This is a genomic window from Georhizobium profundi (assembly GCF_003952725.1).
GTDB lineage: Bacteria > Pseudomonadota > Alphaproteobacteria > Rhizobiales > Rhizobiaceae > Georhizobium > Georhizobium profundi.
The window spans coordinates 1,491,940-1,510,297 of sequence record NZ_CP032509.1 but is presented as its reverse complement, the minus strand read 5'-3'; the positions used below and the strand labels follow the sequence as shown (position 1 = coordinate 1,510,297).

Annotated in this window: 19 protein-coding genes; 11 read left to right on the top strand and 8 right to left on the bottom strand. The window is 62.9% G+C overall.

Annotated features, from left to right (window positions below):
- Positions 1–5: 5 nt before the first annotated feature.
- Positions 6–1,523, top strand: coding sequence for an aldehyde dehydrogenase (NADP(+)) (locus tag D5400_RS06985; RefSeq protein WP_126008954.1), 1,518 nt, complete (start codon positions 6–8; stop codon positions 1,521–1,523).
- A 25-nt stretch (positions 1,524–1,548) separates the two neighbouring features.
- Here the strand turns inward: D5400_RS06985 and D5400_RS06980 are convergent, their stop codons facing one another.
- The 4 genes from D5400_RS06980 to dctP form a co-directional block, all read right to left on the bottom strand.
- Positions 1,549–1,986 carry a type II 3-dehydroquinate dehydratase gene (locus D5400_RS06980; RefSeq protein WP_126008952.1) on the bottom strand — a complete coding sequence of 146 codons (438 nt, stop codon included), beginning with the start codon at positions 1,984–1,986 and terminating at the stop codon, positions 1,549–1,551.
- A gap of 17 nt (positions 1,987–2,003) precedes the next feature.
- Positions 2,004–3,305 carry a TRAP transporter large permease gene (locus D5400_RS06975; RefSeq protein WP_126008950.1) on the bottom strand — a complete coding sequence of 434 codons (1,302 nt, stop codon included), beginning with the start codon at positions 3,303–3,305 and terminating at the stop codon, positions 2,004–2,006.
- Positions 3,302–3,814 carry a TRAP transporter small permease gene (locus D5400_RS06970; RefSeq protein ID WP_126008948.1) on the bottom strand — a complete coding sequence of 171 codons (513 nt, stop codon included), beginning with the start codon at positions 3,812–3,814 and terminating at the stop codon, positions 3,302–3,304. The genes D5400_RS06975 and D5400_RS06970 overlap by 4 nt, the downstream gene beginning before the upstream one ends.
- Before the next feature lie 71 nt (positions 3,815–3,885).
- On the bottom strand, positions 3,886–4,875 hold the full coding sequence (gene dctP / locus D5400_RS06965) for a TRAP transporter substrate-binding protein DctP (RefSeq protein ID WP_126008946.1): 990 nt from the start codon (positions 4,873–4,875) through the stop codon (positions 3,886–3,888).
- A gap of 209 nt (positions 4,876–5,084) precedes the next feature.
- Between dctP and D5400_RS06960 the strand changes: the two genes are divergently transcribed.
- The 4 genes from D5400_RS06960 to D5400_RS06945 all read left to right on the top strand — a co-directional run bounded on the left by D5400_RS06960 (position 5,085) and on the right by D5400_RS06945 (position 9,357).
- Entirely contained in the window at positions 5,085–5,768 is a 684-nt protein-coding gene (locus tag D5400_RS06960; protein WP_245451466.1) for a GntR family transcriptional regulator, read from the top strand.
- Positions 5,769–5,832: 64 nt separating this feature from the next.
- The gene (locus tag D5400_RS06955) at positions 5,833–6,507 is read left to right on the top strand and encodes a GntR family transcriptional regulator (protein WP_126008942.1); all 675 of its coding nucleotides are present in this window, start codon (positions 5,833–5,835) and stop codon (positions 6,505–6,507) included.
- A gap of 121 nt (positions 6,508–6,628) precedes the next feature.
- Entirely contained in the window at positions 6,629–7,468 is an 840-nt protein-coding gene (locus D5400_RS06950; RefSeq protein WP_126008940.1) for a shikimate dehydrogenase family protein, read from the top strand.
- A complete protein-coding gene (locus D5400_RS06945; RefSeq protein WP_126008938.1) occupies positions 7,465–9,357 on the top strand; it encodes a bifunctional sugar phosphate isomerase/epimerase/4-hydroxyphenylpyruvate dioxygenase family protein in 1,893 nt (630 codons plus the stop codon). The genes D5400_RS06950 and D5400_RS06945 overlap by 4 nt, the downstream gene beginning before the upstream one ends.
- Positions 9,358–9,378: 21 nt before the next feature.
- Here D5400_RS06945 and D5400_RS06940 read toward each other — a convergent pair whose 3' ends face one another.
- Both D5400_RS06940 and D5400_RS06935 read right to left on the bottom strand, forming a co-directional pair.
- Complete coding sequence (locus D5400_RS06940) at positions 9,379–10,395, bottom strand: amidohydrolase family protein (protein WP_205665531.1); 1,017 nt, start codon at positions 10,393–10,395, stop codon at positions 9,379–9,381.
- Between the two features lie 27 nt (positions 10,396–10,422).
- Positions 10,423–11,166 (bottom strand): GntR family transcriptional regulator, encoded by a 744-nt coding sequence (locus tag D5400_RS06935; RefSeq protein WP_164527817.1) that lies wholly within the window; start codon positions 11,164–11,166, stop codon positions 10,423–10,425.
- 238 nt (positions 11,167–11,404) lie between these two features.
- On the opposite strand from D5400_RS06935, the gene D5400_RS06930 reads away from it, so the two are divergent.
- Genes D5400_RS06930 through D5400_RS06910 form a run of 5 tightly spaced genes read left to right on the top strand, consistent with a single transcriptional unit; the run spans position 11,405 to position 15,991 of the window.
- Positions 11,405–12,460, top strand: a complete 1,056-nt coding sequence (locus tag D5400_RS06930; protein WP_126008934.1) for an ABC transporter substrate-binding protein — start codon at positions 11,405–11,407, stop codon at positions 12,458–12,460.
- Positions 12,457–13,281, top strand: coding sequence for an ABC transporter ATP-binding protein (locus D5400_RS06925; RefSeq protein WP_245451465.1), 825 nt, complete (start codon positions 12,457–12,459; stop codon positions 13,279–13,281). Before D5400_RS06930 ends, D5400_RS06925 begins: the two co-directional genes overlap by 4 nt.
- Entirely contained in the window at positions 13,259–14,089 is an 831-nt protein-coding gene (locus D5400_RS06920) for an ABC transporter permease (protein ID WP_164527816.1), read from the top strand. The genes D5400_RS06925 and D5400_RS06920 overlap by 23 nt, the downstream gene beginning before the upstream one ends.
- Entirely contained in the window at positions 14,089–15,075 is a 987-nt protein-coding gene (locus D5400_RS06915) for an asparaginase (RefSeq protein ID WP_126008930.1), read from the top strand. The genes D5400_RS06920 and D5400_RS06915 overlap by 1 nt, the downstream gene beginning before the upstream one ends.
- 22 nt (positions 15,076–15,097) lie before the next feature.
- On the top strand, positions 15,098–15,991 hold the full coding sequence (locus tag D5400_RS06910) for a polysaccharide deacetylase family protein (protein ID WP_126008928.1): 894 nt from the start codon (positions 15,098–15,100) through the stop codon (positions 15,989–15,991).
- A gap of 87 nt (positions 15,992–16,078) precedes the next feature.
- Here D5400_RS06910 and D5400_RS06905 read toward each other — a convergent pair whose 3' ends face one another.
- On the bottom strand, positions 16,079–16,780 hold the full coding sequence (locus D5400_RS06905; protein ID WP_126008926.1) for a ZinT family metal-binding protein: 702 nt from the start codon (positions 16,778–16,780) through the stop codon (positions 16,079–16,081).
- A 170-nt stretch (positions 16,781–16,950) separates the two neighbouring features.
- Between D5400_RS06905 and D5400_RS06900 the strand changes: the two genes are divergently transcribed.
- Positions 16,951–17,229 (top strand): nitrate reductase, encoded by a 279-nt coding sequence (locus D5400_RS06900; protein ID WP_126008924.1) that lies wholly within the window; start codon positions 16,951–16,953, stop codon positions 17,227–17,229.
- 4 nt (positions 17,230–17,233) lie between these two features.
- Here the strand turns inward: D5400_RS06900 and D5400_RS06895 are convergent, their stop codons facing one another.
- The gene (locus tag D5400_RS06895) at positions 17,234–18,253 is read right to left on the bottom strand and encodes an ABC1 kinase family protein (RefSeq protein ID WP_342635461.1); all 1,020 of its coding nucleotides are present in this window, start codon (positions 18,251–18,253) and stop codon (positions 17,234–17,236) included.
- Between the last annotated feature and the right edge of the window lie 105 nt (positions 18,254–18,358).

The window sequence follows — 18,358 nt, the reverse complement described above, 5'->3', positions numbered from 1 at the left end:
TATCCATGACTGATCCCATCACACTCCACGGCCGCCATCTGATTGACGGGGCCTGGATCGAGGGCTCCGACTTTTTCACAGCCGACCGCACCGATGGCGTGGAGACCCGGTTCGCGCGCGGAACAGCTGCCGATATCGATCTCGCGGTGCAGGCGGCAGCGGCGGCATTCCTGCCTTACAGCCGGTCGAGCCGCGAAAGCCGAGCCCTGTTTCTCGAAGCGATTGCCGACGCCATCGAAGAGCGCGGCGCGGCGATCACTGCCATCGCGATGGCCGAAACGGGACTGCCTGCCGCACGCCTCGAAGGCGAACGCGGCCGGACGACCGGCCAATTGCAGCTCTTCGCGAAGCATATCCGTGACGGCGCCTATCTCGACCGGCGCCATGACGCGGCCGACCCGGAGCGCAAGCCGCTGCCGCGCCCGGAAATCCGCCTCGTCCAGCGGCCGATCGGTCCGGTCGGTGTGTTCGGTGCATCCAATTTTCCGCTGGCCTTTTCGACTGCCGGCGGTGACACCGCCTCGGCGCTCGCTGCCGGTTGCCCCGTCGTGGTCAAGGGCCACCAGGCGCACCCCGGGACGTCCGAAATCGTTGCCGACGCGATCCTTGCAGCGATACGCGCGACGGACCAGCACCCCGGCGTCTTCGCGCTGGTGCAGTCCGATACAAACGAGGCAGGCGCCGCGCTGGTCCAGCATCCGCTCATCAAGGCGATCGGGTTCACCGGGTCACTGCGCGGTGGGCGCGCGCTCTTCGATCTGGCGGTCAGCCGGCCGGAACCCATTCCGTTCTTTGGCGAACTGGGCTCGGTCAATCCGGTCTTCGTGCTCGCTCACGCGGCCGAGAGCCGTGGTGCCGAAATCGCGCGCAACTGGGCAGCGTCGCTCACGATGGGTGCCGGCCAGTTCTGCACCAATCCTGGCGTCCTGATCGTTCCCGAAGCGAGTGCCGACCTTATCGAGACCGAAGCAGCCAATCAGCTTCGTCAAGTGCCGCAGCAGACCATGCTCTCGGCCGGCATTGCCACGGCTTTCGGGCGCAATGCCGCAAAGCTCGCAGCCGGCAACGCCGTCCGCACCATCTGCGCGCCGGAAGCCACTGGACGCGCGGCCACTGCCGGCCTCTTTGCGACCGACGCCGACACGTTCATCTCGAACCCGGAACTGGCGGAAGAAGTGTTCGGTCCCGCGGGCATCGTGGTGCGGGCCCGCAGCGAAGATCACCTGCTGACCATAGCTGATGCACTCGAAGGCCAGCTCACCGTTACGCTGCAGCTGGATGACGCTGATACGGACACGGCCCAGCGGCTGATGCCGATCCTGGAACAGAAGGCCGGGCGCATCCTTGCGAACGGTTTTCCTACAGGCGTCGAGGTGGTGGATGCCATGATGCATGGCGGCCCCTACCCTGCCAGCACCAATGTTGCCGCCACATCCGTCGGAACGCTCGCGATCCGCCGCTTTCTGCGCCCGGTCGCCTACCAGAACCTGCCTGAGGCGCTTCTTCCGGCCGACATGCTCTAAGCTTTCGTCGGCGCGTGGCGGAAGGTCAGGCGTCGACGAGATCACCCATGGCCCGCACAGCCGTGCGGTAACCCTTCGGGCCAAGCCCGGCGATGACGGCGGTCGCGACCTTCGACATCAGCGAGTTGTGGTAGACCGCTTCGCGGCGATGGATATTCGAGATGTGGAGCTCGATGATCGGGCCCGAAAACATCTTCAACGCGTCCATGATCGGCACCGACGTGAAGGTCAGCCCAGCAGGATTGATGATGATGCCTGCGGCCGGCCGGTCGATGGCCTCATGAATCCAGTCGACCAGTTCATATTCACGGTTCGACTGGTGGAACACGATCTCCGTCTCACCCGCGGCCTCTCGGCACATGACCTCGACCTCGGCGAGCGTCGTGTGGCCATAGATCTCAGGCTCTCGCTTGCCGAGCCGGTTCAGGTTCGGACCGTTCAGGACATAGATCGGATGGGGCATGGGTACGAATTCCAAGATTAGCCGGAGTAGCCGAACAGGCGCGGCACGAAGAGCACGACCGAGGGGATGAAGGTGATGATCGCCAGCGCGACGAACATGCCGATCAGGAACGGCATTGTGTCACGCACGATATCGCGCAGCGGCGCGCCCGAGACACGGGCGACGACGAAGAGCAGCAGCCCATAAGGTGGCGTGATCAGGCCGAGCATCACGTTGAACACCACCACGATCCCGAAATGCACCATGTCGATGCCCAGCGCCTGGGCGGTCGGCACGAGCACCGGCACGATCACGAGAATGATCGTCGTTCCTTCCAGCAAGCAACCGAGCAGCAGAAGCACGAGGTTGACGAGCAGCAGAAATGTCAGCGGCGTGAGTTCGAAGCTCAAAAGAAAAGCGCTGAGCGATGCCGGAATGTTCTCGACCGTTACCACATAGTTGAAGACCATCGCACCGGCGATCAGCATGCCGACGGACGCCGTCATGCGGCCGGCTGACAGTAGCGAGGCGAAGAACTCGCGCAAACCGACGTCACGGTGGATGATGGCGGAGACGACCAGCGCGTAGCCGGCAGCGACGGCGGCTGCTTCCGTCGGCGTCATCACGCCGCCGCGCAGGCCGACGAGAAGCACAACGGGCAGCATCAGCGCCGGCAGCGCGCGCATGGTGATCCCAGGCAGCTTGCGCACGGGCACCGGCGCTTCCGTCGGGAAGTTCTGGCGGCGCGCGCTCCAGGCGACAATCACCATCTGGCTGAGCGCGATGAGCAGGCCGGGCAGGATACCGGCAAGAAACAGGAAGCCGATGGAGGCGTTGGATACCAGCGAGTAGATGACGAGCGGAATGGACGGCGGAAGAATCGGCGCCATGACGGCCGACACGGCGGTCAGCGATGCCGCGAAGCTCGGCGTGTACTTGTTGTTCTCCGTCATCATCTTCTGCATCATCTTGCCCATGCCGGCGGCATCGGCGATCGCCGAGCCGGACATGCCCGCGAAAATGAGGCTCTGCAGGATGTTGACCTGCGCCAACCCTCCGCGAAAACGCCCGACGAGCGCGTTGCAGAAGTTCAGAAGGCGGATCGTCATCGAGCCGGAATTCATCAGCTCGGCGGCGAGGATGAACAGCGGCACGGCAAGCATCGTGTAGCTGGTGAACATGCTGTTCAGCAGCTGCTCGGCAGCCGTGCCCATGTCGAGGCCGGCGGCGTAGAGATAGAGGATCGAGGCGCCGATCATCGCGTGGCCGATCGGCAGGCCGAGGAGGCTCATTGCGACCAGCGTGACGATGCACAGCGTGAAGGGATCGGAAAGGCTCATAGGCCCGAACTCGCTTCTGTAGGGTCGGCGTCGCGGGTCTCGCCACCACGGATGGCGCGCCAGACGAGATAGGCGTAACGGCAGATCACGGCGACGGCGAAGAACACGTAGATCGAGAAGAGCCAGTCGAAGCGGATTTTCAGGTAAGCCGTGGACTGCACCTTCATGAAGGTCACGTAATCCACGACCGCCGGCAGCGAGAAGACATAGAGCCCGATCAGCCAAGCACCGCCGACGATCAGCATGACGCGACGTGCGGCTGGAGGCACCATCCAGAACAGGAGGTCGAACCGGATCTCTTCGTCTTCGCGAATGACGAAGGCCGCGCCCCAGAGAACCATCCACAGCCACATGATGACGGACAGTTCGGATGTCCAGCCCGTCGGGAAATTGAGGAAGTATCGAAAGACAATCTGCGTAATGAACGCGACGAACATCACGCCCATCATGATGGCGAGAATGTTCTCGGCGCGCCGGTTAAGCCAGCGCAACACGGGCATGAGACGCATCGTGACCTCCTCGACGGTTGCAAGCCAATCAGCCGTGGCTCCGCGCGGAGCCACGGCTGATCGTTATCGCATTACATGCCGTTGATGGTCTCGACCATGCCCTCGGGCCAGCTCTCGGCGAGGCTCGATTCCAGGTAGAGGTTCTGGGCATACTCGCGGAAGGCATCGAGATTGGGCTCGTACACTTCAAGGCCCTGCTCCGCGAAATAGGCGGCGAGTTCCGCTTCCTGCTTCACGTGCTCGGCCTGGCTCCAATCGATCGCGTTGTCGGCTGCTGCCTGCAGCGTTTCCTGCTGCTCTGGCGTCAGTCCGTTCCAGGCATCCAGAGAAATCGTCAGAAGGTCGAAGCCGACGAGATGCGATGTTAGCACGATCTGCGACATCACTTCGTAGAACTTCATGTTCTGAACGTTCGGCAGCGGATTGTCCTGGCCGTCGATCGCGCCGGTCTGCAGGCCGGTGTAGACTTCGGCATAGGCCATCGGCGTCGGGTTTGCGCCAAGCGCCTGCCCGAGGAACTGCCAGGCGTCACCACCCGGCATGCGCAGGTTCACGCCCTGCAGATCTTCAGGTGTCTCGATGCGTCCTTCGGTGCGAAGACCGACATGGCGGGCACCGAAATAGGTGGGGCCGAGGATCTTCACCGAAAGCTGGTCCTCGACCATCTGCTTCATCTCTTCACCAGCCTCGCTGTTGAAGAAGGTGCGCAGGTGATCGGCGTCGCGGAAGAGATATGCCGATGTCAGGATAGACCAAGCCGGGATCTGGTTGGAGATATCCTGCGGGGCGATGTTGCCCATCTCCAGATTGCCACGCTGAAGCGCGACCAGTTCCGTGCCCTGCTTGAAGAGGTTGCCACCGTAATAACCCTGGAACTGGAATTCGTCGCCGAGCTCCTCGGTGAAGCGCTCCATCATGCGCGCTCGGATGTCCTGATCCGAGAAGACAGCCGAGAACCGCAGCTCGACAGGCTCTTGGGCAATCGCCGGAACGCTGACGGCAGCCGACAGGATGAGCGCGCCAGCGGCGAGGATGGAGCGGCGTGAAAACTTCGAAAACATGAGGGTCCTCCCTTTGAATTTCTTGCCCGCCCATGGCCTCCAGCCGGCGGATACCGCTTTTCATGCCACTCGACAAAGCGCATTTCAATAGGCGTCGTGGATTTCGTATGAGATTATTGATTATATCTGGTCACGGCAGATGCGCTCGGCGAGCTTGCCTGGAGCCATCAGGTCGGGCAGAGGAACAGGGCGCTGAGGAGGATTTGCGCTTGAGCGGCGACATCCATTCACCGGAGACTGCGGGCGACGCAACCTATCGCCGCATTCGAACCGATATTATTTTCGGCCATCTGGGCCCGGGCGAACGCCTGCGGCTGGAGCGGCTTCGCACGCGCTATGCCACAAGCGTCAGCACGCTGCGCGAGGTCCTCTATCGCCTGTCTTCCGAGGGCCTGGTGACCGCCGAAGGTCAACGCGGTTTCGAGGTCGCACCGATTTCGGCGGCGAATTTCCGGGAAGTCGCGGCCATGCGGGGCCTGCTCGAAGGCCATGCGCTGCAGGAATCGTTTGCGGCCGGCGACATCGAGTGGGAGGGCCGAGTCGTCGCAGCCCACCACAAGCTCGCACGGCTGGAAACGCTCATTCTTGCCGGTGACTTGGAACAGACATCGGCATGGAAGCACTACGACCGCGAATTCCATCACGCGCTGATTTCGGCCTGCGGATCCCGCGCGCTCATGGATACGCACAGCGTCATCTTCGACCAGTTCCTGCGCTACCAGATCCTGGCCGTGCGTTTCCGCGGCGAGATCGCGGTCGGTGAACACCGGACACTGCTGGATTGCGCGCTCGTGCGCGACGCCGACACCGCTCTCCGCACGCTCGACCGACACATCCACGCCTGCGTGGATTACACCGTTGAGCAAGGGCTCTTTCCATTGGCAGCCCAGTGAGATCAGTTGAATTGCACACCGTGCTCGGGCAGCTTCGGTGGAAATCTGTGGCAGAGAGTGAAAGATGACCGAACCGGTTATTCATACTGAAACGATCGGGGACAATGCCTATCGCCGCATCCGCGCCGATATCATCTTCGGCCGTATCGCCCCCAGCCAGAAGCTGAAGCTTGACAAGTTGAAGGATGTCTACGGCGCAAGCATCAGCACCTTGCGCGAGATTCTCAGCCGGTTGACCTCGGAAGGGCTGGTCGTCGCCGAAGGCCAGCGTGGCTTCGAAGCTGCGCCGGTGTCGGTGGAAAACCTGCGCGAAGTTGCGGCGCTGCGCCAGCTTCTCGAGGGATTTGCGCTCGAGCAGTCCTTTGCGGCCGGCGATGTGGAATGGGAAGGCCGCGTCGTTGCCGCTCACCACAAGCTCGCAGCGCTGGAGCAACGCATGCGCGATGGCGACATGAGCCAGACGGAGATGTGGAAGCGCTATGACTGGGAGTTTCACCAGGCGCTCATCTCGGCCTGCGGTTCCAAGGTGTTGATGGATACCCACGCCGCCATCTTCGACAAATACCTGCGTTACCAGATGATCGCGCTGTCGTTTCGAGGCGACATCGCGGCGCGCGAGCACCGCGTGATGCTGGAAGCGGCGCTCGATCGCGATGCCCCGACGGCGAAATCGATGCTGGAAAAGCACGTGGGCGGCGGTGTCGAACATGCCTTGGCCACAGGAACGATCAAGGCCTGATACAGAACCTGATCGTCCTTAATCATTCAAAGTTGAAAATATCGGATGAAATGGATTATGTCTGTTGTCATTATACCGGCGCATCTGGGCGCCGCGCGTTGCGACGACAGGATCACAGAACATGTTTCGGCTCGGATTGATCGGTGACAACATCAAGCGCTCCAAGTCGCCCATGCTGCACCGGCTGGCGGGACGGCTCTGCGGCTTAGATGTTACTTACGAGCCGCTGATCCCAGCCGACATGGGTCTCGATTTCGACGCGGTGTTCGATCAGTGCCGTGAGAGCGGCTTCCGCGGCATCAACATCACCTATCCCTACAAGGAGCGCGTGTTTCCGACGTTGAACGTGCCCGATCCCCGCGTGCGGGCGATTGCTGCCTGCAATACGGTGATCTTCGATGGAGCTGGCCCTTCCGGCACCAACACCGACTACACCGGCTTCGTCGCCGCGTTCCGTGAGAGCCTGCCGGCCATGACGCCCGGCACGGTCGCCATGGCGGGTGCCGGTGGGGTTGGCAAGGCGGTGGCCTTTGCGCTGGCCGAACTCAAGGCGACCGCGCTGCACATCTTCGACACCGACGCCGTGCGTGCCGAAGCGCTGGCAAACGCACTTCGCACAAATGCTCCCGGTATGACTGTCTCGGTATGCCCCACGATCGAGGACGCGACAGAAGGCGCTGACGGGATCGTCAATTGCACGCCTCTCGGCATGACCGGCATTCCCGGCACAGCTGTTCCTTCAGCCCTCATGCCAAAAGCCGGCTGGGCGTTCGATGCGGTCTACACGCCGGTCGACACGCAATTCCTGATGGATGCGCAAAAGCGTGGATTGGCAACCATCAGCGGCTACGAACTCTTCTTCCATCAGGGCATCGACGCGTTCCACGCCTTCACCGGCGCAAGGGTCGATACGAAAGAACTTCGCCATGCGCTTAGAGCAGACGCGCTGGAGCAGGCATGAAAACCTCGATCGCGACCGTCTCGATCAGCGGCAATCTGACCGAAAAACTCGCAGCCATCGCCCGCGCCGGCTTCGACGGCATCGAGATTTTCGAGAACGATTTCCTCGCCTTCGATGGCTCGCCGCGCGATGTTGCCAAAATGGCCGCCGATGCCGGTCTTGCCATCACGCTTTACCAGCCTTTCCGCGATTTCGAGGGACTGCCGGAGCCGCAACGCGCCCGCGCATTCGATCGGGCAGAACGCAAGTTCGACGTCATGCAGGAACTGGGGACTGACCTCATCCTCGTCTGCTCGTCGGTCTCGCCGATCGCGATGGGCGGCATCGACCGCGCGGCGGACGATCTTGCCGAACTCGGCGCGCGTGCTGCGAAACGGGGCCTTCGCATCGGCTACGAGGCGCTCGCCTGGGGGCGGCATGTCAACGACCACCGCGACGCCTGGGAAATCGTGCGCCGGGCCGATCATCCCAATGTCGGGCTCATCCTCGATTCCTTTCACACGCTTGCGCGACGCACGGATCTGAAGTCCATCCGGTCGATCCCGAAGGACAAGATCTTCTTCGTGCAGCTTGCCGATGCGCCGGCGATCGACATGGATCTGCTCTACTGGAGCCGCCATTATCGCAACATGCCGGGCGAAGGCGACCTGCCCGTTCCGGCGTTCATGGCAGCCGTCGCCGCGACCGGCTATGACGGCTATCTGTCGCTCGAGATATTTAACGACCAGTTCCGCGGTGGTTCGCCACGGGCGATCGCCGTCGACGGGCATCGATCGCTCATCTGGCTGATGGACCGGATTCGGCGCGACGAGCCCGCTTTGAAGGTCGACCTGCCCGCCATGCCCGCACCGATCGGCGTCGAGGGCGTCGCGTTCGTCGAATTTGCGACGGACAAGAAGGGCGCGGCTGAAATTGCACGGCTGCTGTCCGCGATGGGATTTTCCGAAGTCGGCCGGCACGTCTCGAAAGACGTCGCGCTGTGGCGCCAGGGCGATATCAACATTGTCGTCAACACCGACAGTTCAGGCTTCGCGCACTCCTCCTTTCTCGTCCACGGGACTTCGGTCTACGCGTTTGCTCTCTGGACAGACGATGCGACGGCAACGGTCGAGCGTGCTCGTGCACTGGGCGCAGAACCGTTCGAGCAGGAAGTCGGCCCGGGCGAGCTGAAGATTCCCGCCATCCGGGGCGCCGGTGGCGGCGTGATCTATTTCCTCGACCGGAACTCCGATCTCTCCAAGCTCTGGGACATCGACTTTGCTCCCGCCGATGGCGCCTCGCCGGCGAACAGCGCCGGCCTCACCCGCATCGACCATGTCGGCCAGACGATGGAGCATGGCGAGATGCTGTCATGGCTTCTCTTCTACACATCCATCTTCCGCGCTCACAAAACCCCGACGGTCGACGTCATCGATCCGGCCGGCGTTGTGCGCAGCCAGGCAATCGAATCCGATGATGGCGGCTTGCGCCTGACGTTGAATGGCGCCGACAACCAGCGCACGCTGGCCGGACACTTCATTTCCCAAAGCTTCGGCTCGGGCGTGCAGCACATTGCGTTCGCGACGGACGACATCTTCGAGACGGCGGCGTCCCTGCGCCGGGCTGGCTTCACGCCACTGGCGCTGTCACCGAACTACTACGACGACGTCGAGGCCCGCTTCGGACTGGAACCCGAACTTGCCGACCGGTTGAGGGCGGAAAACATTCTCTACGACCGAGACGAGACCGGCGAGTTTTTTCAGCTCTACGCTCCCACCTGGGGCGAAGGCTTCCTGTTCGAAATCATCGAACGACGTGGAGACTACCGCGGTTACGGTGCGCCGAATGCGACGTTCCGGATCGCCGCGCAGAAGCGTCACATGCGGCCAAAGGGCATGCCGACCGCCTGAGGGCGACCGGCATTCTCCCATTTATTTGAGCTTCAACAGGCTCTCGGCCGTGCCACCGAGCACCGCTTGACGATCGGCGTCCGACAGGGACTGCTGCCGGTCGACGACATCGACGGGCGCATCGTGCCCCATATCGAAGCAATAATCCGAACCGAGCATGATCCGGTCGGCGCCGACCTGATCGACCAGGAAGGACAGACCGGCGTCGGAATGGGAAATCGTGTCATAGTGGAAGCGCTTGAGGTAGCTGAGCGCGCCGTTTTCCATGTGCTTCAGTTCAGGCCGTCCCATCGCCCAACCGTGGTTCAGACGTCCTGCAAGAAACGAGAACGCGCCGCCCGCATGCGGCAGAACGATGTCGAGCTTCGGAAAGCGATCCATGACGCCGCCGAAGATGAGATGCGCAGCGGCGACAGCCGTATCGAACGGATTGCCGAGCAGGTTGGACAGAAAATACGGCTTCAGCCGATCCGTCATGCCGATGACCTTCAGGGGATGCAGGAAGATCGGCCAGCCCATCGCTTCAATGCGCTCGAATACGGGCAGCAGCCGCTCATCCGACAGATCCCAGTCGCCGATCGCCGTGCCCATATAAACGCCGCACATGCCGGGCGCATCCTTGACGCGCTCCAATTCGGCGAGCGCTTCTTCCGCATGATTTGCCGGGATCATCGCAAGGCCGACAAGCCGATCGGGAAACTGCTCATGCGCTTCCACAAGCGAATCGTTGAAGGCAACGGACAGCGCCCGCGCCACCGGCGCATCGGCGAAATAGACCATCGGCTGGGTGAGCGACAGCGCCTGGATGTCGACACCCTGGCGATCCATGTCGGCGATGCGCATGTCGAGATCGGTGAAGCGCTTCTCCAGCGGCCCCGCATGCAGCGGACCGACATCGATGATCGTGCCGCGCGGATCGCGCCGCACACAGGCACCGCACTTGCAGCCCTCGGTTTCGAGCGCCGCGATGTAGCGTTCCGGAAAATAATGCGCATGGATATCGATCCGGCGCGCGCGGTTTTCGCTCGTGTCTGTCACATGTCACCCTGGTGTTTGTAAAAAGGTCTAGGCCTTGCCGCGGAGAGCTTCGGCTGCGGAACGATTTGCCGGCTGACGGCGCGCCTGAGCTTCCGACATCTCGATCGCGCTGATCAGATATTCCGCCGTGTTGCGCGAATGGGCCTCGATGACTTCCTGCGCTTTCGCGACATCATTGCGCTCGCAAGCCGTCAGCAGATCCCAGTGCTCGCGCTGCGACTGTTCGCGCCCGCGCACCGAGATATAGAGCCGCACATAACGTTCGACGTTCGAGCGGAACTGATCGATGGTTTCGAGGAGGCGCGGCCAGCCGCAGGCATCGTTGATTGCGGCGTGGAATTTGCGGTTGAGCTCCGGCCAGCTGTCGTTCGCGTTCTCGTCGTCAATCAGCCGGTCCATCGCCTCCAGCGTCTCGCGCATGCCCCGGAAATCCTTCGGGCGCAGATTTTCCAGCGCCTTGCCGACCGCAAGACGTTCCAGTGAGCCGCGAATGGCAAACATTTCGCGGATATCGGCCGGGTCGAGCCTGGCCACTTCGACACCGCGGTAGGGGTAGACGACCACGAGCCCCTCGGCCTGCAGCTGCTTGAGTGCCTCACGAACAGGCATACGGCTGACGCCGAGCGTGGCGGCGATTTCGTTCTGATCGAGCTTAATCCCTGCAGGCAGCCGTCCGTCGACGATGGCCGAGCGGATGAGGCCAAGAACAATGTCCTTGCGGCTCATGGGCTGGCTGATCAGCCGTGCCTCTTCCTGGGAAAGTTCGATCATCAATTCGGCTCCTCGTCCGACGGTCTTTTGTTCAGCAAAGCCACGACGTTTGCAATCAGCTGCGCCTCGCTCAATTTCTAGGCGTGAAAGATGCATGCCCAAAAATCATCTTGATATCCGTGATCTAATATATTAGTCGTCAGATCACAAGCGGATTTTCCCGCACAGGATCGCCTCCACGAGACGGACGCAGAGCCGTGGCGATCGACCCGAAAACCAGAGGCCAGGATCAATCACCATGTTGCACACTCTACGCGCCGTCAGCATCACCGCCGCCGCTTCCGCAGCGCTTGCGCTTTCCGTATCCTTCGCCGCGGCACAGGATCTGGAAACCTTCACCTTCATGTTTCCAGTCGAGAGCGTGAACCAGTTCCACCCCTTCTACATCGCCGACGAACTGGGCTTCTTCGCCGAGGAAGGCCTGGAAGTGTCGTTCCAGGACGCCGGCGGATCGAGCGCGGCCATCCAGCAGGTCATCGCAGGCAATGCCGACGCCGCGCTGCCCGCACCGAGCGCATTCCTCAACGCCGTTGCACAGGGCTTCGATCTGAAGTGGGTCTATTCCTACCAGTACGCGAACATCTTCACGCTGGCCGCCACCGCTGAATCCGGCATCACGACGATCCAGGATCTCAAGGGCCGGAGCGTCGGCGTGTCAGATCTCTCAGGCGGTGAAGTGCCACTCGTGCGCGCCGTCCTCGAAGAAGCCGGCCTGACAGGCGAAGACGTCAGCCTCATCCCCGTCGGCGACGGCTCGGCACTGACCGTCCAGGCGCTCGAATCCGGCCAGGTCGATGCCTATTCGTCGAGCCTCTTCGACATCGCCGCGATCCAGTCGCGCGGCATCGACATGGTCACGATCCTGCCGCAGGAAGCTCAGGACTTCCCGGCCAACGGCGTCGTCGTCTCGGCCGAGCTTCTCGCAAGCGATCCGGACAAGATCGAAGGCTTCCTGCGCGCCGTCGCCAAGGGTGTCGTCTACGCAGCCGCCAATGACGAGCGCGCCTTCGCCATGGCCAAGGAAATCCGGCCGGAAGAGTTCGAGGACGAAGCGATCGCTGCTCCGAACTGGGAAGTCGCCCGACGTTTGAAGACCCCGCCGGCCGCACTCGCCGAGGAGCCCTTCGGCACGCATTATCTCGAAGGCTTCCAAGCCTATCACGACTTCCTGCGCCAGGGCACCGAGGAAGAAGGCGCGTTGCCGACCGACGTCGATCTCTCGGTTGCGCTCGACAGCTCGCTGATCGAGGCGGCCAACGAGTTCGATCGCGCTGCCGTGGAAGCCGCGCAATGATGGCCGCGCGCATCGACAACGGGACGCCGCTCGAAAGAGCGGCGCCTGCCGAAACCATCATCGACGTCAAAGGTCTCGGCAAGACATTCACTTTGGATTCCGGTCCGGTGATCGCGCTCGAAAGCGTCGATCTGACGATCCGCAAGGGCGAGTTCATTTCCTTCGTCGGTCCCAGCGGTTGCGGCAAGTCGACCTTGCTGAACATGGTGGCTGGGCTTCTGCCAGCAACCCAAGGCGAAGCGACGCTCAACGGCCGCGCGATCAACGAGCCGTCCCGCCAAGTGGGCTTCATGTTCCAGACGGCGGTTCTCTTGCCATGGCGCACAGTCGAGGAAAACGTTCTGATGCCGGCGGAAGTGTTCGGCACCAAGACGGAAGCCACACGTCAGAAGGCGCGCACCGTGCTGGAAGCTGTCGGCCTTGGCGATTTCATGAACGCCTATCCGCGCCAGCTTTCTGGCGGCATGCAGCAGCGCGTCTCGCTTGCCCGCACGCTGACCTACGAGCCCGACGTTCTTTTGATGGACGAACCGTTCGGCGCACTCGACGAATTCACGCGCGAAGCGATGAACCTGGAGCTGATGCGCATCACGCAGGCGGCGGGCATCACCGTTCTTTTCGTCACGCACAACATCACCGAGGCCGTCTTCATGGCCGACCGCGTCGTGGTCATGACGCCCCGTCCGGGCAAGGTTTCCGGCGTCATCGATGTCGAGCTGCCGCGCCCGCGCACGATCGACCAGATGCAGAGCCAGACCTTCACCGATCTTATCTTCAAAGTCAGGGGAATCCTCGGCCATGGCCAAGACAGTCACGCTTGATGCCGAGCCGGTGAAGGCCGCATCGCCCTATAAGAACGCCAACCAGGAACTGCGCTACAAGCTCTATACGCTGGCGATCATCGTGGTGATCCTGGCTGCGTGGGAACTCGCGCCGCGCATGGGCCTTGTCTCTCCGATCATCCTGCCGTCCTTCTCGGCTGTCGTCGGCGCGCTGATCTCACTCGTGCAGCAGGACTTCTTCCTGCGCCACTTCTCCGTCACGCTGACGGAAATTCTCATCGGCTTCGTGCTCGGCACTTCGATCGGGCTCGCGCTCGGCATCGCATTGGCCGTCTGGCCAACGGCGAAGCGCATTGCCTACCCGTTCGTCGTCGGTTTCCAGGCCATTCCGAAAATCGTCTTCGCGCCGCTCTTCATCGCCTGGTTCGGCTTCGGCATGAGCTCCAAGGTCGTCATGGCCGTTGTGATCTCGTTCTTCCCCGTGCTGATCAACACGCTGGTCGGCCTGGAAAGCGTACCGGAAGATGCCCGCAAGCTTATGCGCTCCATCAAGGCCACGCCGCTGCAGACCTTCCGCAAGGTGTCGCTGCCGCATGCATTGCCGGTCATCTTCGCCGGTGTGAAGGCTGCGCTCACCTTCGCCGTCATCGGCGCGATCGTCGGTGAATTCGTCGGCGCTTCCGAAGGCCTCGGCTACCTCGTCGAACTCTACAAGAACCAGCTGCGCATCGACCGCGTCTTCGCCGTCATCGTGATCCTCGCGGCGATCGGTGCCGGCGGCTACTTTCTGCTCGAATGGCTCGACCGCAAGCTGATCTTCTGGCGCACCGACGCCCAGGGCAAGTGATGCCGCGCGTCACCATTATCGTGCTCGGCGGCACCATCACCATGGTGCCGCAGGCATCCGGCGGCATTGCGCCGTCGGTCAGCGGCGACGATCTGGTCGCCGCCGTCCCAGCCCTTGTCGATGTCGCCGAGATCGATGTCGTCACGCCGTTTCTCGTGCCGGGCGCATCGCTCACCTTCGCGCAGATGGCGACCGTGGCCGACATGGTCACGGCGGCTGGCGCGAACGGGGCCGATGGCGTCGTCGTCGTGCAGGGCACCGACACGATCGACGAAACGTCGTTCCTCTTGGATCTCGCCTGCGAGACCGGCCCGGACCATCCGGCAATCGTCGTCACGGGTGCCATGCGGGGCGCAGCCGCGCCCGGCGCCGATGGACATGCCAATCTGCTCGCCGCCGTCACGGTGGCGGCAGCGCCCCAGGCGAAGTCGCTCGGCACGCTGGTCGCGCTCAATGACGAAGTCCATGCCGCACGATACGTGCAGAAATCCGACACGGGTCTGCCCTCGGCCTTCACCGCGCCTGGGCTTGGCCCCATCGGCACCGTAACGGAACGGACCTTCCGGCTGCGCCTCCTCCCGGTGACTTCGCCCCGCCCCACCCTGCCGATCGCGGAAGCAGCGCCGGTCGCCATCGTCCAGACCGGGCTCGGCGACGATGGCCGCCTCATCGACACCATTGCCGGTGCTGGGTTCCAGGGTGCGGTCATCGCCGCCATGGGCGCAGGCCATGTGCCGGCTGCCATCGTGGAACGCCTCGATGCGCTTGCCCGATTGATGCCGGTCGTGCTTTCGACCCGGGTCCCGGGCGGTGCGGTTTTCGAAGACAGCTATGGTTTTGCCGGCTCGGAAATGGATCTCATCCGTCGCGGCCTGATTCCTGCGGGCCTTCTGCCCCCGCACAAGGCGCGGCTTCTGCTCGCCTGCCTGCTGGGCGCCGGATTCGCCACCGACGAGATCGAGACGCATTTCAAGGCTTTTGCCTGATCCATCACGAAAGGCTTCATTCATGTCCGATCCGATCATCGATGCGGCGCGCATTCGCGGCCGCCTGCCCTACGAGCCGATCACGCAGCGTCCGAAACTGAAGCTGCCCGATGGCAAGCGCGTCGCGGTCTGGACGATCGTCAATGTTGAGAATTGGTCGCCCGCCGGCGCCATGCCGCGCGCAGTCCTCTCGCCGCCCATGGGCCAGCCGCTCCTGCCGGATATCCCCAACTGGGCCTGGCACGAATACGGCATGCGCGTCGGCTTCTGGCGCTTCCTTGAAACGTTGTCGAGCCGCGGGCTGAAGGCAAGCTTTGCGGTGAACGGCACGGCACTCAGCGTCTATGAGCCCGCCTGCCGCGCAGCGCTAGACGCCGGTTGGGATTTCGTCGGCCATGGCTATATCCAGCGGCCGATGCACAAGGTCGAGGACCAGAAGCAGTCGATCATCGACACGGTCGAAGCGATCCGCGCCTTCACCGGCAAGGCGCCGCGCGGCTGGGAAAGCCCAGGCTTGACGGAAACCGAAGACACGCTCGATCTCCTGGCCGAAGCCGGCATCGAATATGTCTGCGACTGGTGCCTGGACGACCAGCCGGTGACGATGCAGACCCGCTCGGGCCCGATCGTCTCCGTGCCCTATTCGGTCGAGATCAACGACGTGGTCATCACCGCCGTGCAAGGCCACCGCTCGGACGAGATCTATCTGCGCGGCGTCGACCAGTTCGACCGGCTCTATCAGGAAGGGGCCGACAACGCCCGGGTGATGGCGATCTCCATCCACCCCTATCTCACCGGCGCACCGCACCGGATCAAATATCTCGAAATGCTCTACGACCACATCCTGAGCCACCCCGACGTGGCGCTGATGACCGGCTCGGAAATCCTCGACTGGTACAAGACCGAAACGGCCTGACCGCTTGTTCTGAAAATGATAGAGGCCCCGGCAGTCGCTGCCGGGGCCTTCGAGCGTCTAGAACAATTCAGCGAAATTGCTCTAAGGTCAGTGGGCGATCATTTCCGCAACGATCGCATCGGCCGACAAAGCTGCCGGATAATAGGTTGGCCAGTTCGTCACCTCCGACAGCAGCGCTTCGCGGTCATTGCCCCAATAGAGGTGGTAGTGGTCGGATGCCGACGGCGCGATGCGGTGGTCACTGAACTGGATGAATTGCGGGGCATCCGCGTCGCCCTCGGTCTTTTCGAAGATGAAGCGCACGCCGCGGTTGCCGGCTTCATAGGTCAGGATCTCATATCCGTCGCTTTCGTAGCGCGCCGAAACGGATGCTTCGCCCCGATGGAACGTGACGCTGTCCCGGCCGATCTCGATCCGGTCGACATCGGTGCGATAGCCCGTCTCGTAATAGGCCTTGTACTCGTCCTCCGACTTGTCACCCGTCTCGGCCTTGTGCGCCATGACCGGATCGAGCGTGCCATCCTGGAGAAGAGAATAGACCGACTGCCAGTCGCCGCCCCAATCGGAAAGCGGCCGGTCGCGCACCTCCGCATCCTCGAACTCGCCATGATAGATGCGCTCGGCATCCGCATCATGCGCGTGACCATGGGCGTGGTCGTGCCCCGCGTGGCTTTCGGCTTCGGTGTGGTCATGCGTGCCCGACGCCATGGCCGGTGACGGCATGGCGGTGAGACCAGCGAAAAGCACAGAAAACACGGCGGCGGAGGCGGCGAGGCGGATGCGGTTCATGCGATACTCCATGATGTGACAATCGAAAAAGGCAACCGAGCGCCACGCCTGCCTTCTGGCCGAAGGACGAGACACCGGCGCACGGCGTTGATTGACAGCGCAGTACGTTATGTTATTTCATTCGTCAAATTTATTTTACGTTATACCGTTACAAGTGTGAGGTGGCCCTGGTGCGTTTCATCAACCCTTTCGCGCCGCGCAACCTGCAAGGCGTGCAGGCCCGCCAGATCAAAACATGGGTCCGCGCCGTGTTCGATCTTGAAGAGGATGCCGCGGTGTCCGTCGCGCAGCTCGCCTGCCCGGATGCCGGCTGTCCCGATGTGGAAACGGTGATCGCCATCGTCCGCCCCCGATGCCGCCCCCAAAAACTCTGCATCCCCGCCCCACTCGCCGCCGTGACCGAAGCGGATATTCGCGCGCTGCAGAGCAAGTGCAACCCCGCTTCTTAGAGCCTCACACTGGCGCGATGAACGCCCGGTACGGTGCGACGATGCGGCCGAGATCGGCGCGGGCGCGCAGTTTGGCGGCGAGCAGGTACATGCCACCGATCTTGCGGTGCAGGAACAGCGTTTCGGCCGGCGGCACATGCATCAGGTCGCGGTCCGTGCCGATGGTCTGGCCCATGGCGCGCAGGCGCTCCAGGAGGTCGGACGCCTTGAAATCGAAGGGCGTCGGCTGGCGAAGCGGCACCATCGCCGTCTGGAACATGCGGATGATGAGCTCGCGCTGCATGGCGGGCGTCTTCTCGCCGAAATAGCCAATCTTCAGCATAGCAGTGCGGATCGCCTCGCGCTCATTGTCGAGCCCGGCCGAAAGCAGCGCGCGGAAATCCTCGCTCAAGGCCACATCGAAGGCGCGCACCGCGCCGAAATCGAGAAGCACGATGCGACCCGATTGCGGCTCGTACCGGTAATTGGCGAGGTTCGGGTCGGTCTGCATGGCGCGAAAGACGAAAAGTTCGCGCATCACGAGGTCGATCAGCCGCTCGGCGACCCGGTCCCGTGTCTCTTGGGGCTCCTGCGCCAGCGCATCGAGCGACACGCTCTCGACGAAGCTCATCGCCAGCACGCGCGGCGTGGAGAATTCCGGGACATGGGCCGGCACGAGGAAATCGGCCGAGCCGGACAGAAGCGCGCCGAAGCGCACGAGCCATCTCGCTTCGCGCTCGTAATCGGCCTCGTCATGCAGCTGGCGCTTGGCCTCAGTGAGAAGCGGCGCAAGGTCCATGCCCGGCGGCACGAGGCCCGGCAGGCGGAACAGGCTTGCGATGTTGTCGATGTCACTGTCGATGCTATCGCGCACGCCCGGATATTGCACCTTGATCGCAAGGTCGCGCCCATCGAGGCTCTGCGCCCGGTGCACCTGCCCGATCGAGGCGGCGGCGAAGGGCACCTCATCGAACCGGGCAAAAAGGGACCGCCAGCCCTCGCCCCATTCAGCGTCCAGCACATGGCGCAGCTGGTGCGGCGCCATGTGGCGCGCATCGGCCTGCAGCGAAGCGAGGATGGACGCATCTCCGGCGGCAGCACGACACCCGGATCCATCGACAGCATCTGGCCGAGCTTCAGCGCAGCACCC

Excerpts from the sequence above, each read along its gene's own strand:
- D5400_RS06970 (WP_126008948.1), bottom strand. The coding sequence starts at position 3,814 with ATGCGTCTCATGCCCGTGTTGCGCTGGCTTAACCGGCGCGCCGAGAAC.
- D5400_RS06920 (WP_164527816.1), top strand. The coding sequence starts at position 13,259 with ATGGCCAAGACAGTCACGCTTGATGCCGAGCCGGTGAAGGCCGCATCG.
- D5400_RS06985 (WP_126008954.1), top strand. The coding sequence starts at position 6 with ATGACTGATCCCATCACACTCCACGGCCGCCATCTGATTGACGGGGCC.
- D5400_RS06930 (WP_126008934.1), top strand. The coding sequence starts at position 11,405 with ATGTTGCACACTCTACGCGCCGTCAGCATCACCGCCGCCGCTTCCGCA.
- D5400_RS06955 (WP_126008942.1), top strand. The coding sequence starts at position 5,833 with ATGACCGAACCGGTTATTCATACTGAAACGATCGGGGACAATGCCTAT.
- dctP (WP_126008946.1), bottom strand. The coding sequence starts at position 4,875 with ATGTTTTCGAAGTTTTCACGCCGCTCCATCCTCGCCGCTGGCGCGCTC.
- D5400_RS06935 (WP_164527817.1), bottom strand. The coding sequence starts at position 11,166 with ATGATCGAACTTTCCCAGGAAGAGGCACGGCTGATCAGCCAGCCCATG.
- D5400_RS06945 (WP_126008938.1), top strand. The coding sequence starts at position 7,465 with ATGAAAACCTCGATCGCGACCGTCTCGATCAGCGGCAATCTGACCGAA.
- D5400_RS06915 (WP_126008930.1), top strand. The coding sequence starts at position 14,089 with ATGCCGCGCGTCACCATTATCGTGCTCGGCGGCACCATCACCATGGTG.
- D5400_RS06975 (WP_126008950.1), bottom strand. The coding sequence starts at position 3,305 with ATGAGCCTTTCCGATCCCTTCACGCTGTGCATCGTCACGCTGGTCGCA.
- D5400_RS06905 (WP_126008926.1), bottom strand. The coding sequence starts at position 16,780 with ATGAACCGCATCCGCCTCGCCGCCTCCGCCGCCGTGTTTTCTGTGCTT.
- D5400_RS06925 (WP_245451465.1), top strand. The coding sequence starts at position 12,457 with ATGATGGCCGCGCGCATCGACAACGGGACGCCGCTCGAAAGAGCGGCG.
- D5400_RS06980 (WP_126008952.1), bottom strand. The coding sequence starts at position 1,986 with ATGCCCCATCCGATCTATGTCCTGAACGGTCCGAACCTGAACCGGCTC.
- D5400_RS06895 (WP_342635461.1), bottom strand. The coding sequence starts at position 18,253 with ATGGCGCCGCACCAGCTGCGCCATGTGCTGGACGCTGAATGGGGCGAG.
- D5400_RS06950 (WP_126008940.1), top strand. The coding sequence starts at position 6,629 with ATGTTTCGGCTCGGATTGATCGGTGACAACATCAAGCGCTCCAAGTCG.
- D5400_RS06910 (WP_126008928.1), top strand. The coding sequence starts at position 15,098 with ATGTCCGATCCGATCATCGATGCGGCGCGCATTCGCGGCCGCCTGCCC.